Annotated in this window: 15 protein-coding genes; 5 read left to right on the top strand and 10 right to left on the bottom strand. The window is 44.6% G+C overall.

The genetic code is table 11. The features are described 5' to 3' along the window. Window positions 1-35 precede the first annotated feature (35 nt). From K7R10_RS01040 to aroC, 6 genes are all read right to left on the bottom strand, one after another. A complete protein-coding gene (locus K7R10_RS01040; RefSeq protein ID WP_224482823.1) occupies window positions 36-1,307 on the bottom strand; it encodes a carboxypeptidase-like regulatory domain-containing protein in 1,272 nt (423 codons plus the stop codon). A gap of 115 nt (window positions 1,308-1,422) precedes the next feature. Next, window positions 1,423-1,803, bottom strand: coding sequence for a hypothetical protein (locus K7R10_RS01045; protein WP_224482824.1), 381 nt, complete (start codon window positions 1,801-1,803; stop codon window positions 1,423-1,425). A 141-nt stretch (window positions 1,804-1,944) separates the two neighbouring features. Continuing rightward, window positions 1,945-2,337: a response regulator gene (locus K7R10_RS01050; protein WP_224482825.1), complete on the bottom strand. Its 393-nt coding sequence runs from the start codon at window positions 2,335-2,337 to the stop codon at window positions 1,945-1,947. Next, entirely contained in the window at window positions 2,330-2,698 is a 369-nt protein-coding gene (locus K7R10_RS01055; protein ID WP_224482826.1) for a hypothetical protein, read from the bottom strand. Before K7R10_RS01055 ends, K7R10_RS01050 begins: the two co-directional genes overlap by 8 nt. Window positions 2,699-3,117: 419 nt before the next feature. Then, window positions 3,118-4,557, bottom strand: coding sequence for a dicarboxylate/amino acid:cation symporter (locus K7R10_RS01060; RefSeq protein WP_224482827.1), 1,440 nt, complete (start codon window positions 4,555-4,557; stop codon window positions 3,118-3,120). Between the two features lie 16 nt (window positions 4,558-4,573). Next, the gene (gene aroC, locus K7R10_RS01065; RefSeq protein ID WP_224482828.1) at window positions 4,574-5,638 is read right to left on the bottom strand and encodes a chorismate synthase; all 1,065 of its coding nucleotides are present in this window, start codon (window positions 5,636-5,638) and stop codon (window positions 4,574-4,576) included. Between the two features lie 184 nt (window positions 5,639-5,822). Here aroC and K7R10_RS01070 point away from each other — a divergent pair, with 184 nt between their 5' ends. Both K7R10_RS01070 and K7R10_RS01075 read left to right on the top strand, forming a co-directional pair. Continuing rightward, complete coding sequence (locus K7R10_RS01070; RefSeq protein ID WP_224482829.1) at window positions 5,823-6,653, top strand: UDP-2,3-diacylglucosamine diphosphatase; 831 nt, start codon at window positions 5,823-5,825, stop codon at window positions 6,651-6,653. A gap of 35 nt (window positions 6,654-6,688) precedes the next feature. Further along, window positions 6,689-7,510 carry a hypothetical protein gene (locus tag K7R10_RS01075; protein WP_224482830.1) on the top strand — a complete coding sequence of 274 codons (822 nt, stop codon included), beginning with the start codon at window positions 6,689-6,691 and terminating at the stop codon, window positions 7,508-7,510. Here K7R10_RS01075 and K7R10_RS01080 read toward each other — a convergent pair. Continuing rightward, window positions 7,491-10,397, bottom strand: a complete 2,907-nt coding sequence (locus K7R10_RS01080; protein ID WP_224482831.1) for an FAD-binding and (Fe-S)-binding domain-containing protein — start codon at window positions 10,395-10,397, stop codon at window positions 7,491-7,493. The two genes, K7R10_RS01075 and K7R10_RS01080, sit on opposite strands and share 20 nt — an antisense overlap. Before the next feature lie 68 nt (window positions 10,398-10,465). Here K7R10_RS01080 and K7R10_RS01085 point away from each other — a divergent pair, with 68 nt between their 5' ends. Next, on the top strand, window positions 10,466-10,966 hold the full coding sequence (locus K7R10_RS01085; RefSeq protein ID WP_224482832.1) for a porin family protein: 501 nt from the start codon (window positions 10,466-10,468) through the stop codon (window positions 10,964-10,966). 117 nt (window positions 10,967-11,083) lie between these two features. Beyond that, the gene (locus K7R10_RS01090) at window positions 11,084-12,193 is read left to right on the top strand and encodes a TlpA disulfide reductase family protein (protein ID WP_224482833.1); all 1,110 of its coding nucleotides are present in this window, start codon (window positions 11,084-11,086) and stop codon (window positions 12,191-12,193) included. Window positions 12,194-12,251: 58 nt separating this feature from the next. Here the strand turns inward: K7R10_RS01090 and K7R10_RS01095 are convergent, their stop codons facing one another. Both K7R10_RS01095 and K7R10_RS01100 read right to left on the bottom strand, forming a co-directional pair. Further along, complete coding sequence (locus K7R10_RS01095) at window positions 12,252-12,938, bottom strand: SIMPL domain-containing protein (protein ID WP_224482834.1); 687 nt, start codon at window positions 12,936-12,938, stop codon at window positions 12,252-12,254. Window positions 12,939-12,991: 53 nt separating this feature from the next. After that, on the bottom strand, window positions 12,992-13,639 hold the full coding sequence (locus tag K7R10_RS01100; protein ID WP_224482835.1) for a rhomboid family intramembrane serine protease: 648 nt from the start codon (window positions 13,637-13,639) through the stop codon (window positions 12,992-12,994). Window positions 13,640-13,694: 55 nt separating this feature from the next. On the opposite strand from K7R10_RS01100, the gene K7R10_RS01105 reads away from it, so the two are divergent. Continuing rightward, entirely contained in the window at window positions 13,695-14,588 is an 894-nt protein-coding gene (locus K7R10_RS01105; protein ID WP_224482836.1) for a lysophospholipid acyltransferase family protein, read from the top strand. A gap of 2 nt (window positions 14,589-14,590) precedes the next feature. On the opposite strand, the gene glmM is transcribed toward K7R10_RS01105, so the two are convergent. Continuing rightward, complete coding sequence (gene glmM, locus K7R10_RS01110; RefSeq protein WP_224482837.1) at window positions 14,591-15,982, bottom strand: phosphoglucosamine mutase; 1,392 nt, start codon at window positions 15,980-15,982, stop codon at window positions 14,591-14,593. Window positions 15,983-16,032: the final 50 nt, after the last annotated feature.

Genomic DNA, 16,032 nt, shown 5'->3' on the forward strand with positions numbered 1-16,032 from the left:
GTAATCATTTGTTAATTCTTACTTCTCCATATATTCTAGTCATTCCTTATTTCCCGTTGTATCTTATCAATAGCCGATTCGATCGATTTATCGGGCTCAATCACATTATAGGCTCCCCAGAAATCAGGATCTGAAAACCCCGAAATCTCATCAGCGATGATAACCGAGGGTCTTAGCTGATCCCTTCTTCTGATAATATCTTCATCATCAACAGGAGCCCAGTCTGTCACGGCCATTTCACTGCTGACGTAATATTTCGAATTGAACAATTTACCTTTCTCATCGACCACGAAGGCCAGCTGTACGTTTCCATAGCCATAATACCACAGGCCTTCCTTGATTCTGTAATCGACCCTGTAGGCAGCTTCTGTTGGCCAGACCTCATAGTTCGCCGGCTTTTTACGTACCATGAAACTGGCGGCTTCCTCCCGGTTTTCAAGATTCAGGTTGTAAACGGCACTGATGAGGGCGTAACTCTGCGCATCGATGAAGAGCTTGCCGTAATGCAAGGGTTCTTCGATACCCGGCCGTTGCTCAAACTCTACAACATAGGCATTACGGCCGTTTATAACAGAGGGATTGCCATAAGTGAACAGGTAATTATTGATGAGATTCTGATCGAAGATATACTGAGGGTATTTCATCATATCGGTGTACAGAGGTGTATAGGGTCCGCCCTGAAGTTTTAGGGCTATTGTATCCAAGCGGTCATAATTGGTACTCTTCCTGGACTTATAGAGTTCTATGGCATCGTTTCTTCCTCTTTCATTGGGTTGTTTGTAAATGAATACCACCGCTTCGGCTAAGGAAGCATCTCTTCTTCTTTTCTTGATGGTTTCTCTGTAAAATGCAGTCATTTTAACAGGTTGATCGATATAATTGGTGGCTTTTCGTTTGAGCATTTCCAGGACGAGGTCCCTGGCACTTCCGGCTCCGGAAAGACTTACCTCTTCCAATTCGATGGCCGCCGGCCTCAGGGAGATCTCATTTCCTGCAGGGCTGAGTTCGGTCACCGGCATACTTTCCTTATAATAGCCTAAAAAGGAAAAAATAACATTTTCATCTTTCAGCTCATCAGGAATCTTCAGCAGAAATTCTCCGTCTGCATTGGTAATGGTGCTCAGATTTGAATTGGTGACAGCAATAGTGGCAAATATCAGTTCATTGCCGGTTTCTGCATCTCTTACCACCCCCTGATACTCGGTGAAGCTATTCTGGGCAGCCGAAGATAAAGCCAACAGGAAGCATATTGCCAGGAAGAAGAATTCAAAGCATTTACGAATGGATAAAGTATGGATATTGATCATCTTTTTATAGCTTTTTTACTATGAAAAGATACAAAAAAAGGACGTTAATATTCGTTAAATAAAAGGTGATGTAGTTGATTAATTATCGATGAAACCACGCTCATGCAGTGAGATATCACTGAAATGAGGCTCTCAGATTTCTAAGAAGAAAGGGATATTGATCAATAAAGATGTTAAATAACCTGATGATCTGCCCCATGTTGGAGCGGGTGCGGCTAAGAAACACCATTTCGCTCATCAGTTCATTGATACCATCTAAACGGAAAAAGCAAATATCTTCCAGCAATGAACGGGCCGATGATCCTATTCCCTGAAAATCGTTACGGTAAATATAATCTGAAGTTTTATGTATGAAACGCTGAATGTTTTGCTCTATTAAAGGAAGAAATTCTTTAAGGTATTCGTTCTCCCCGCTGCTTCCTTCCGGAGAACTAAGTAGATCCGGAAGGCGGCAGGAAGACAAGTAGGATTCAGGTAAGACTTGAAGGTCTCTCATAACATTTGAATTAGTCTGCAAGTTTGGGGCTTGCTTCTCAAATACATGGTAAACTTATATAAACCAGTCGGTTATGAAAAATTAATGTTGCGTATCACGGATATTTGTATGTTAACATCACCATAGCATACATAAGATGATTTAACCGCCCAGAAATACCTTTTTGGCAAGCAGCATTTCCTCTATTTCAGAAATGAGCAGTGCGGGGGTTACGGGTTTCAGCATATAAGCATCGGCACCCATTTCCATCAGGTCGGTTATCCTGTTCTGTTGAGCCCTCTCTCCTATTATAAGGAATTGGGGAAATTGTGACCGGGAATCTTTAAGGGAGAAGAGATGATCGAAATCCTTAGTGTTTCCCAACTGTGAATTACAAACGATCAGGTCTGCCGAACTTTCCTTTAAATGATCTTTCAGACTATTCAAATCCCTGCATAAAATGACCTTAAATCCTGAATTTCGTAGCCTGTAAGCCATCAGGCTGGACAGCATCCTGTCTTGATCGGCCAGCAGCACTGTTGCGTTCTTATCCATGTATTTTATTGATTTGCCTGTTAAGGTCACTGTGTACCAGCAGGTATTCATTTTTAAAATCTTCCAGCAGTTTCTCGACATAATTCAGGGTGTCGAGGTGCTGGCACTCCCTCTCGATGACATCCAGGTAATCAAGAAGCCCGTAAGCCTCGATCATTGAAAGCAGGTTCTTTAGTTTATTACCGGCACGAACGATAGAAAAACGATCATTGGCCTTCAGGTACATTTTTGTAGACGTGAGGAAGTCTTCGATGTTGGTGTGCAGCATTCGAATGAGCTCCTCCAGTTGATTTCGGCTGTTCAAAAATTCTCCGGAGAGATTATAGATGCTAGCCCTGTATGAAGTCGGTTTTGTGCTCAAACTAAAAAATTCTTTCAATGTTATTCTTTTGAATACGTACGATTAACAGTTAGGTTACCGGGGTTGACCTTTACCCATAAAAAAAGCTTCCAGTGTTTACCATAGCATGGAAGCTTTCTTCGGTTAAGCAGGGTTCAGGTAAGATTTGCAGGCCATATTTGGGAAATGGAACCTGTGGTTCACTTTACTGTTTCTCGATTAAATTCATTTTAAAACTACAGAGCATTTTCAGCATTATGAATTTTATGTTGTGTAGGGGGTGAATTTTGTGGTAAAAAAAGCCAGCTGCGATGTTTGAATTTTAAAGTTCTTGTGTGTATGCAACAACCTGTTATTTCGTCCGAAAAAACCTCACTTTTACCGATAAAAAAAGCCCGGGTGTTATTCCCGGGCTTTGATATCAATGTCTTTATTTATGTTCAGATTTCTACTGTCTCACGTTCTACCTTCTTAGGTTTGTAATTGAACATGCCTTCACTTTTCGCGATCAGGGAAGATACGGTAGCATCTCCTGTAACATTGACCACTGTTCGGCACATATCCAGAATACGGTCTACGGGCAGGATGATTCCGATCCAGGCCGGATTCAGATTCACAGACTGAAGAACGATAATAAGCATCACCAGGCCGGCACTTGGTACGGCTGCAGAACCTATAGAAGCCAGGGTGGCGGTGAGTACAATGGTAAGCTGTTGAGCCAGGGTCAGGTCGATCATGTGCATTTGAGCCAGAAAGACCACTGCAACAGCCTGGTAGAGACAGGTTCCATCCATATTTACGGTCGCACCTATCGGCAGAACAAAACTCGTGATTTTCTTATCTACCCCAAGGTTATCCTCCACACACTCCATGGTAACGGGCAGTGTGGCAGCGCTGCTCGAAGTTGAAAAGGCCAGGGTTTGCGCAGGGCTCATGGCTTTGAAAAATCCGCCGTAAGACACTTTCCTTATGAATATTTTAAATATGGCCGGGTAAACGACAAATATCATGAGAACCAAGCCAACGAAAACGGTAACCGAATACCAGCTTAACCCTTTGAATATTTCAATGACCTTACCCAGGTTATCTCCCGCCATCTTGCTCACAACTCCGGCCAACAGGGCAAATACGAAGAAAGGGGCCGCTTTCATAACCAGATCGACCATCTTGAGGAATACTTCCATGGTGCCATCCATAAAATTCTTCACGGGTCTGGCCTTTGCTTCCGGAATAAGCAACAGGCTGATACCGAAGAACAGGGCGAAAAATATCACCTGTAACATCAGTCCGTTGTCTCCAAGGGAGAGAAAAATGTTTTCAGGTACCAGATCTACCAAGGGCTGAAGCGGGCCGGCTTCCTTGGTTTGATTAGCCGTTTGCATTTTTTCGCTTACCGAAGCGTCCTGCAGTTGCTGTTTACTGAGGTTTGAAATTTCCCGGGCTCTTTCCATAAAAGCCGGGTCCTGCAGGTAGTTAATACCGTCTTTTATCTGATAATTATTTTCACTGGCCCACAACTCGTAACTGATACGGTTGTCGATGCGGCTTTGCTCATCGATGAGTTTCCCCGGATTCACAAGATTAACCAGGGTGAGTCCTACTGCCACCGCGAGAACAGTGGTAAGCAGGTAGGCTAAAAGGGTTTTTCCACCCATACGTCCCAGGCTGGAAGGATCTCCTATATTGGCCACTCCCGTAATGATAGAAAACAGCACCAGTGGAACGGCGATCAGCTTAAGCAGGTTGATGAAAATGGTACCAAAAGGGGCTATCCAGTTATTGGTGAACTCGCTCCACCCCAGTTTACTGGATAGTATCGCCCACACGATACCTAAAATGAGTCCGATTATAATTTGCCAGTGTAATGCTATTTTCTTCATTCGATACTTCGTTTAGTTAACGTTTGTTTGATCTCGCCAGCAACAGATGATCGGCCAGCACCAGAGCGGTCATCGCTTCAACTATAGGCACGGCACGCGGTACCACGCAGGGGTCATGCCTGCCTTTCCCTGTCATGGTGACCTCCTTCCCTTCCTTATCGATGGTTTCCTGGTCTTGCATAATGGTCGCAACCGGCTTAAAAGCCGTTCTGAAATAGATATCCATCCCGTTGCTGATACCTCCCTGAATTCCTCCTGAAAAGTTGGTTTGGGTGGTTCCGTCTTTATTGATCCTATCGTTGTGTTCGCTTCCGCGCATGGCAGCTCCGCCGAAACCGCTTCCGTATTCAAAACCTTTAACAGCATTGATCGAAAGCATGGCTTTGCCCAATTCAGCATGCAGCTTGTCAAAAACAGGTTCTCCAAGCCCGACAGGCAGATTTTTGACCACGCAGCTAACCACGCCGCCAACCGTATCGCCTTCTTTCCGGATTTGTTTGATATACTCCTGCATTTTTTCTGCAGTTTCAGGATCAGGACATCTTACGATATTCTTTTCGGCCTGCTCCAGGTTATAATCCATATAGTTTCCCGGCAATGCCAGGTCACCCACAGCAGAAACATACGCCTGTATCTGCACTTCTCCAAGCAACTGCTTGGCAACAGCTCCGGCTACTACTCGACAGGCGGTTTCACGGGCAGAACTCCTTCCGCCCCCGCGATAATCCCTGAAACCGTATTTCTGATCATAGACGTAATCGGCGTGAGAGGGTCGGTAAGCATCCTTGATATGGGAATAATCCTTTGACTTTTGATTGGTGTTCTCTATGATAAAACCAATGGGCGTGCCGGTGGTTTTACCTTCGAATATTCCGGAAAGGAATCGCACCTGATCAGGTTCCTTCCTTTGGGTTACGATTGCAGATTGCCCGGGTCTTCTTCGGTCAAGATCGTATTGAACCTTGCTTAAATCGATACTGATTCCTGCAGGACAGCCGTCAATGACACCGCCCAGAGCCTCGCCATGTGATTCTCCGAAAGTGGTTAAGTTAAATAGTTTTCCTATGGTATTCCCAGGCATAGATCTGATTTTGAACAAATGTAATTTTTTACCTCACAGAATCAAAAAATAAATTCTTCGTAATCCTTTGGTAATATCAGGCGATACGGCTGATGTAAATTTAACGAAGGTTTTAGCAAAGGTTAATCTGCACGTAATGATAGGGTTACATAGTTGCCGTTATTTCGTAAAAAACATTTCTCTCTTGCGAAAACGAAAAGTAGAACTGGTTGTGATTTCCGATGTACACCTGGGTACCTATGGCTGTCATGCCGGTGAGCTCCTCTCCTATTTGAACAGTATCAATCCTGAAAAGCTGGTGCTTAACGGTGATATCATCGATATCTGGCAGTTCCGTAAACGATATTTCCCCAAAGCTCACCTGCAGGTCATCAAAAAAATCATAGACCTGTCGACCAAAGGAACCGAGGTGTATTACATAACGGGAAATCATGATGAAATGCTCCGCAAATTCACCGATGTGACCATGGGTAATATACATGTGCTGAATAAATTAGTACTGAAGCTGGATGGGAAGAAAGCCTGGTTTTTTCATGGCGATGTCTTCGACGCCTCTATTCAACATACCAAATGGATCGCAAAACTCGGAGGTTGGGGATATGATCTGCTGATTCTTATCAATCGGGTGATCAACTGGTTTTTGGAACGCTTCGGAAAAGAACGCTTTTCGCTTTCCAAAAAGATCAAGGCCAGTGTGAAAAAAGCTGTGAAATATATAGGTGATTTCGAACGGGTCGCAGCTGATCTTGCCATCGAGAACGGCTATAAATACGTGATTTGCGGTCATATTCACCAGCCACAGATGTTGCGCAAGGTCAATAAGCATGGTACCTGTCTGTATCTGAATTCAGGAGATTGGATAGAAAATCTCACCGCGCTGGAATACCACAACAAGCGCTGGGAGCTGTATCATTTTCAAAATGACAAACTCAGTCCGTTCTACTCAGATGACGATATCAAAACAATGGATTATAAAGATTTGTTGGCCGCTATAACGATTACCGGGAAACGTTAGAGGCAAATTACTTACCTTTAGTCAAAAGACTGATTATGAAACGATTGATGCTTTTCCTGGGCTTTGTTATCAGCCTGTTGCTTCCCTCCTGCTCTAACGACGATGATACCGGAAACACCCCTTCTGTTGATGAGAACGCCAACTACTTTCCCGGCAACCCGGGTAATTACTGGATCTATGATGTGATGGCTGCTGAACCGGGAACTGACAGCCTTTATGTTGAGAAAGATACCGTGGTAGATGGTCTTAGCCTTACAAAGCTTAATGCCAGAATACCACGCTATGGCGTTTTTACCCAACTGGCATCAGGATCACTCATCCGGATCGATAATGACCGGCTACTGCTTACCGGATTGCTGGAAGATCTCGGTCTTGGTACCGATCAGATCGTTTTACCATTTTCCAATGTGGTCTTGTACGATACCAATGCTGCTGCGGGCACTGTTCTTTTCCAGGATGACGGAATGCAGACGGCCGATATTGAAGGCCTGGAATTGAATTTTGAATACCAGGTGGTAACTTCTCAAAACAATATCCTTTCAGAATACGAGGTGAACGGAACGCTCTACAATAATGTGATCGAAACAGCACTGACTGTAAGGGCACAGGCTGCAGTCACAGGTGATCTGGAGGGATTGCCGGTAACCGTTCCCATACTGATAGACCAGGAACTGATCAACGGGTTTCTTTACTTTGCACCTGACGTCGGACTCATTCGATCTGAGATACTGCTACAGTATGAACTGAGCAACGCTGCGGAACTTCAGGAGTTCATCACCCTTCCGGCTCCTACCGAATTCTCTGAAGTCAATATTCAGGAGCTGGTCGATTACAGGGTTACTTTACAGGCTCCCTGAGGGCTTCCTTTAAAATACTCACAGGGTGCAGCGCTTTTCTGCCTGTTCCATCTGAGATCTGGTGCCGGCAGCTGGTGCCATTGGCAGCTATAATGGTTTCAAACGGTGCTTTTCTTACGGCCGGAAATAACCGTTGCTCCCCGATCTTCATACTTACATCATAGTGCTCCTTTTCATACCCGAAAGACCCTGCCATACCACAACACCCGGAATTGATGATGGTTACTTTATAATTTTCAGGAAGACTCAACAAATCGAAAGTGGGCTTCAGATTACTCTGTGACTTCTGATGACAATGTCCGTGAAATTTGATCGTTTTGGCCTGATCGGTAAAAGCATCGGGAGATAATTTACCGCCTTGCAGCTCTTTTGACAAAAATTCTTCAATAAGAAAGGCGTGCTCTCCTACTTTCCTGGCTTTTTCGGGATCTTCGACAAGGCGATAATACTCATCTCTGAAAGACAAAACAGCAGAGGGTTCTATTCCTAGCAGAGGTGTGTCTGCCGACACTTTGCCCGAAAGTGCTTTGATATTTCCCTCAGCGATCTCACGGGCTTGTTTTAAGAACCCCTTTGAAATGAAGGTTCGTCCACTTTCACCCATAAACAATTCTATTTCATACCCCAGGCTGCTTAAGAGATCTATGGCATCTTTGGCTATGTCAATATCCATATACTGACTGAACTCGTCGACCATCAGTATCACCTTTCCTTTATCGCCTGAAACATTCCTGGAATTCAAATAATTCTTAAAATCGAACGCACCTAGTTCGGGTAATTTGCGCTGCGGTGCTATACCCAAAACAGTTTTGGTCAAACCCATTCGCAGCATCATATTGGATATACCGGAAAAACGACTCCCCAACTTGTTTAAGCTGGTGTTGTACGCAAAGATGCGATCTCTCAGTCCGGGAGGATTTTCCTTATGATACTGATACAGGAATTCTGCTTTCATCGTCGCTACATCTACATTGCTGGGGCATTCACTGCTGCATCCCTTGCAGCTGATACACAGGTCGAAAGCCTGCTTTAAGGCCTGGCTGTTGAAACGGTTGCTTTCGGTGCTCTGCGTCAGCACTTCCCTCAAAACATTGGCTCTTCCTCGCGTGGTATCTTTTTCATTTTTGGTGGCATGATAGCTCGGGCACATAACTCCGCCAGACTTGTGAGTCTTCCGACAGTCGCCGCTTCCGTTGCATTTCTCGGCCAGCCTGAGGATTCCTTCAGAATCAGAAAAATCCATGAGGGTACTGATAAGCGGTTCCTTCCGGTCTTTTTCATACCTGAGGGAGGTATCCATGGGCACAGGGTCGATGATCTTTCCCGGATTAAAAATATTTTGCGGGTCGAAGATCTTTTTGATACCTCTGAGAAGCTGGTAGTTTTCAGACCCGATCATCATTTCTATAAACTCAGAGCGGACCCTGCCGTCTCCGTGCTCCCCAGACATGGCCCCATTGTATTTTTTCACAAGGTTTGCCACTTCGGTGGTGATATCCCGAAACATACCTACATCGCTCCCCTTTTTAAGGTCGAGTATTGGCCTTAAATGCAACTCCCCTGCCCCGGCATGAGCGTAATACACAGCTTTTTGACCATAGCGGCTCATAATGGCACTGAATTCCTTTATGTAAGCGCTCAGATCTTCAATTGCCACAGCGGTGTCTTCAATACAGGCCACTGCTTTCTTATCACCCACCATATTTCCGAGCAGACCGAGTCCGGCCTTTCTCAATTCGAGAGCCTTGTCGGTATCTGTGCCATATAATGAAGGAAAGGCATAGGCCAGTTCCTGCTTCTCAAGGGTTCGTAAAAGTTCTGACCTTTTATTCTCCAGGCCTTCCTCACTTTTATCCCTTAATTCGAGTAACAATATCGCCTCAGGATCTCCTTCGATAAAGAAGCGGTTAGGAAGCTGTGATTTATTGTTCTTTGTACAATCCAATATAACCTTATCCATCATCTCACAAGTGAACAGGTCGTGTTGCATCAGATCATACACCGCATCGCAGGCATCGGTTACCGAACGAAAATGCGCTGCGATCATAACATTATGTTCAGGAGGCAGGGCATCAAGCTTTAATTTCATGGAAGTGATCAAGCCCAGTGTTCCCTCACTCCCGGCGATCAGCTTGGCCATATTGAAAGTATCTCCCTTCGCGTTAAAAGGCTGTTGCTCTATAAGGGCATCTATGGCATAACCATTATTTCTTCTGTGAATTTCAGGCCGCGGAAAGCCTTCCCTGATCTGATCCTGAGTTTTTTCAGGAGACAGGGTCTGTATGATATGCCGGTAGATATCTCCTTCCAGGCTGTCCAGGGTTAATTTTGCCTTAAGTGTTTTTTCATCCACAGGACCGAAGCTTACTTCACTGCCGTCGCTGAGTATCATTTCAAGCTCGATTACCTTATCTCTGGTCACCCCGTATTTGATTGAAGTGGAACCTGAAGAATTATTACCCACCATTCCGCCAAGCATACAACGGTTACTGGTGGAAGTATTAGGGCCAAAGAACCATCCATCGGGCAAAAGTTCCGTATTGAGTTCATCTCTGATCACTCCCGGTTCCAGTCTCACCCAGCCTTCCTCTTTATCAACCTCAAGAATACGGGTGAATTGTTTGGAAACGTCAACTACGATGCCTTTTCCAACCACCTGACCGGCCAGCGATGTACCGGCGGTTCTGGGAATGAGTGAAATACCGTTTTTTCGGGCAAAACCGATCAGCGATTTCAGGTCATTTCTGGATTTTGGAATAGCTACGGCGAGGGGAAGTTCGCGGTAAACTGAGGCGTCTGTGGCGTAAAGATTCTTATATAGGTCGTCGAAATATAACGCTCCCTCAAGGCGGGATTGTAGTACTTTTAGAGCTGCTTTATGATGCATTTAACAAGCAATAAAATAAATAATGTTAATTTTAGTTTCGAAAGTAAACAAATCTAAATCAAATCTACATGAAACGTTTTATTTTATTTGGCCTTCTACTGGTAGGCGCAACCATGGGTCTTAAAGCCCAGGATATTTCAAAGCATGCCTTGGGTCTTCGATTGGGAGACAGTGATGGATTCGGTGCAGAAATCTCCTATCAGCTGGGACTCAACCCGGCCAACAGACTGGAATTCGATCTGGGTTGGAGAGACAGTAATGATTATGACGCCTTTAAACTGACCGGTCTCTATCAATGGGTTTTCCCTCTTGATGGAAACTTTAACTGGTACGTAGGTGCCGGTGGTGGTCTGGGAAGCTACGATTATGATGATGATCGCTTTGACCCTGCTTTTGATTTTGACGACAGCGGTTCTTTTTTCTTTGCTGCAGGAGATATCGGGATAGAGTACAATTTCAACATTCCTCTTCTTTTATCACTTGACTTCCGTCCGGAACTTGGTTTCGGTGATTTCAATGATGATTTGGATTTCGATATCGCGTTGGGTATACGATACCAGTTCAATTGATCATAAATAATAATATGATGTTAAAGCCTTCGGTATTCCGGAGGCTTTTATGTTAATAGGCTTTTCCCTTTGACGGGAAATTTTAACTTTGTGCGAAATCATAAAATAAATTACTGAATGAAAAAAATTGCTAGTATTCTTTCGCTGGTCACCCTGATTGCCTGTGGTAAGGCCGAGAAAGATCAATATACGGTAAGCGTGAACGTTTCAGGTATCGAAGACGGTAAGAAGGCTTATCTCCAGAAGATGGGCGAAAACAATCAGCCCGTGATGGTCGATACTCTGGAAGTTACCAACGAAAGTTTCACCTTCTCAGGAAAAGCGACTCAGCCTGAAATGCACCTGCTTTATATCGAAGGTGTTCAGGGAGGGCTGCCCTTTATCATTGAAGAAGGAAATATTGCAGTAACGGCCTACAAAGACAGCATCAATATGTCTAAGATCGCCGGAACACCTTCAAATGAAGACCTGAGCAGTTTTATGGCCAACAACAGTTCAATCAGACAGAAGGTGTCAGATATTCGGGCTAAAGCCATGGAAGCACAAAGAGCTGGTGATACTGTAACGCTGAACGTTTTAAGCGAAACCTTCGCCGAAGTTCAGGAGGAAGCCAGAGAGTACGGAAATACTTTTGTTAAGGAGAATCCTGATTCTTATGTATCCCTGATACTTCTGCAACAGATCATTCAGCAAAAGAGTGCTGAAGCTGAAGAAATTCAAACTATGTATGAGGCCATCGATCCGGAGTTGAAGAAAACCACACTCGGACAACAGGTGGGAGAAACCATTGAAAATCTTTCGCGTCTTTCTGTAGGTGCAGAAGCACCCGATTTTTCCGGCCCTACACCTGATGGAGATACACTTTCTTTAAAGGCATCGCTTGGAAAGGTGACCATTCTTGATTTCTGGGCTGCCTGGTGTAAGCCATGCAGGGCAGAGAACCCGAACCTGGTTGCTTTGTATAAGGAATATCATGACAAAGGTCTGAACGTAGTCGGGGTTTCTCTTGACCGTACCAAGGAGGCCTGGGAAAAAGCGATAGAAGAAGATCAACTTCCCTGGAACCACGTATCAAACCTGCAGTTCTGGCAGGATCCCATAGCCAGGCTTTACAATATCACATCCATTCCGGCTACCTTTATTCTTGATGAAGAAGGGCGAATCATTGCCAAAGATCTGAGAGGAGAAGCCTTGAATGCGAAGATAGAAGAACTGTTGGGTTCTTAATCGTAACCATATAAGCGTAAAAAAAGCATCGGTTTTCCGATGCTTTTTTTTTTGGCTTTTAGGAACTATACGAAAATATCACCTCGATCTCTGCTCTTACCTCCAGTTCTCCGGGTGCTATCGACTCTTCAGATTTCCCCATAGCATCAGCCGAAGAACGCATCATGGCTTCCTGCCTTATGATAACGGGGGTACCATGATGAATTTCCTGAATATGAACAGGCTGCCCCAGCGTCAGACCGAATGATTCGGCATAGACTTCGGCTTTTTCCAATGCATTGTTCACAGCGGCCTTTCTGGCATTTCGTTGCAGTTCCTCCATTTTTGAACTCTCAAAACTCAACTGACTGATCTCATTCACACCATTTTCCAGCAGCACATCATTGAGGCGAACATATGTTCTGAGATCTTTCAAATGCAGGCGAAACTGTTGCTCGGCGATATACTGATATTCTTTTTCATTGTAGTCATATTGCTTACGCAATGCGACCCGGGTGGTGGCATAATCTTTTGCATCTATTCCGAGAGATTTGATTGCCGCTATGAGGTCGTTAGCCTGGGCATCGTTACTTTTCTTTACATTCCCGGGGTCTTTTCCGGATGTGATGATCGAAAAGCTCAGGCTGGCCTGGTCAGGTGCCGCTTTAATAGTAGCTTCCCCCCTAAGTTGTAATTTTCCCGGTTCCTGGGCAGCGACCGGCATGCACATTAAAAAGGAGATCAGCAAGAAATAGAATGGTTTCATAAAAACAGGATTTTTAAGTTACAGGGAACATGAAGTCAAATCCTGTGCCAAAATCAGATTTTACCTGTCTTTTCAAGTATGAAAAGTATTACGATCGGAATTGCCAATAATATCACCATCAATGGTTCTTCGGTAATCAGCGAGGGTCTGAAGAACAGGGTGGCGATATAACCGCCAACCGCGCCACCAAAATGAGCGGTATGACCAATATTCCCCAGGCGATTCTTCATTCCGTATATTGAGTAAAGCAGGTACCCGATACCAAAGATATAGGCAGGAATAGGGATCGGAATAAAAAAGAACATGAGTTTCATTCCCGGCTGAAGAAGGATAGCTGCATACAACACTCCCGTTACAGCACCGCTGGCGCCAACTGCGCTATAGTGGTATTCATCTTTATGAAAGAAAATAGCCAGCAGGCTGCCAAAAAGCAGGCTTATGATGTAGATGAGAACAAATTTGGGATCACCAAAATTCCTGACAACTATCGGGGCAAAGAAGTAAAGGGTGATCATGTTGAAAAGCAGGTGGGTGAAATCTACATGTAAAAAACCTGACGTAATTGTTCTGATCTGCTCTCCCCTTCTGATCGCTCCTATGTTGAACTTATAGCGTTCAAAAAAAGAAAAGTCGTTAAATCCTTTAAGTGAGGCAATAACATTGGCAGCTATTATTATGATCGTAGCAATGCTTAAATTCATGTTTGTTCAATGGTTTAGCCTCAAATATAGCTATATTTGCCCAAAAAATTCAGGCATGCAATTATTGGCTTATTTAGCGGTTTATCCCTTTATATGGTTTATCTCTATCTTACCTTTTCGCCTGCTGTATGCTCTTTCAGATTTTCTGTGCTTCCTTATATACAGGGTGATAGGTTACCGAACCAAGGTGGTCAGACGTAATCTTACCCTTACTTTCCCGGAAAAGACCGATGCTGAGATAAAAGAGATAGAAAAGCGATTCTATTCGCATATGTGCGATCTTTTCCTGGAAATGGTAAAAACCCTTACCATTTCTAAAAAAGAGATCAGCAAGCGATTCACCTTTAAAAATATCGACCTTTTTAAACAGTATGAAGATCAGAACCGGAGCATTATGCTGATGGCGGGTCATTACGCGAGTTATGAGTGGTTGGTATCCATGGCCAGCCAGATGAACCATGAAGGTTATGTGATCTATGCCCCCCTCTCAAATAAATATTTCGATAAACTGGTTCAGCGAATTCGAAAGAAGCATGGGGTACAGCTTGTTTCCCGCTATGACACTATGAAACTGATGAGAAAACATCAAAAGGAAGGTACGCTGGGGGTTTACGGTTTTGCCAATGATCAGTCACCACAACCCCATAAGACGCATTATTGGCGTAAATTTCTTGGAATAACTGTACCGGTGCATACCAACGCAGAGCGTATCGCAAAAGATATGAACCTGGTAGTCATGTTTATCGATATTCAAAAGGTGAAACGAGGATACTACCAGGCCACTTTCAAATTGATTACAGAGGCACCTGACCTTTACCCGGATTACGAGATCACCGATATCTTTACCGAAATGCTGGAAGAACAGATCAGAGAAAAGCCGGAATACTACCTCTGGACTCATAATCGGTTCAAGCACAGCGATAAGGTTCCGGCCAAATTCAAGTCTTAAGATCAGCCTTTGGCGGCAATCTCTTCGAGCTCCTTTATAAAACGATCAGCCAGCTCATCAGCTGCCTGCTGTGACTGAGCCTCCGTGTATACCCTTATGATGGGTTCGGTATTTGATTTTCTCAGATGCACCCAATTTTCGGGAAAGTCGATCTTGACTCCGTCTATCGTAGTAATATCCTCGTCTTTATACTTGTTTTTCAAACTCACCAGGATCGCATCCACGTCAAGTTCGGGTGTGAGCGTAACCTTTTTCTTGCTCATGTAATACGAAGGGTAACTTGCCCGTAATTCACTGACTTTGATCTTCTTCTCTGCCAGGTGCGTCAGAAACAAGGCTGTTCCAACCAGAGCATCCCTTCCATAGTGACTGTCGGGGTATATAATTCCGCCGTTTCCCTCACCTCCGATCACGGCCTGTACCTCTTTCATTTTGGCCACTACATTCACTTCTCCTACGGCTGCTGCGTGATAGGTACCTCCATGCTTCTCGGTAATATCTCTCAGAGCACGTGAAGAAGACAGGTTGGAAACCGTATTGCCAGGATTTTTGCCCAGGATATAATCTGCGCAGGCCACCAAAGTGTATTCTTCTCCGAACATTTCCCCGTTCTCGCTGATAAATGCAAGGCGATCCACATCAGGATCAACTACGATACCAAGATCGGCCTTTTCAGCCGGTACTTTCTCCATGATCGCGGTAAGGTGTTCTTTTAAGGGCTCTGGATTATGCGGGAAGTTCCCGTCGGGGTTGCAGTACAGTTTGACAACTTCCACCCCTAATGCCTTCAGCAGGGCCGGAATAGCGATCCCTCCAGAAGAGTTCACCCCATCGACCACAATTTTAAAGCCCGCTTCCCTGATCAGATCGGCATTCACCCATTCAAGATCCAATACTTCGTCAATGTGAATGTCGATATAAGCATCATTCTGATGTATCTCTCCCAGATCTTCTACCGGGGCAAAATCAAACTCTCCTGATTCGACCAGCTCAAGAATGCGTTCCCCCTGGGCGGCATTAAGAAATTCACCCTTTTCGTTCAGCAGTTTAAGAGCGTTCCACTGAACCGGGTTATGACTGGCAGTAAGAATAATTCCCCCGTCTGCTTTTTCCTGCGCAACAGCGATTTCCACCGTGGGAGTGGTCGAAAGACCGAGATCGGTTATATGAATGCCCATCCCGCTCAGGGTGGCAGACACCAATTGCTGTATCATGGGGCCCGAAGGCCTGGCATCTCGGCCAATAACAACGGTTAAATCATCCTTATCATGATATTCGCGGAGCCATTGACCATAGGCTGCAGCAAATTTAACGGCATCTGTGGGGGTCAGGTTCTCCCCTGCTTTTCCTCCGATGGTTCCCCGTATTCCGGAGATCGATTTTATTAAGGTCATTCTGAGATTTTATGGTTCCCTGCAAATATACGAAGCTGAGAAACCTATCT

It is taken from the genome of Robertkochia aurantiaca (assembly GCF_020166495.1).
GTDB classification, from domain to species: Bacteria; Bacteroidota; Bacteroidia; order Flavobacteriales; family Flavobacteriaceae; genus Robertkochia; species Robertkochia aurantiaca.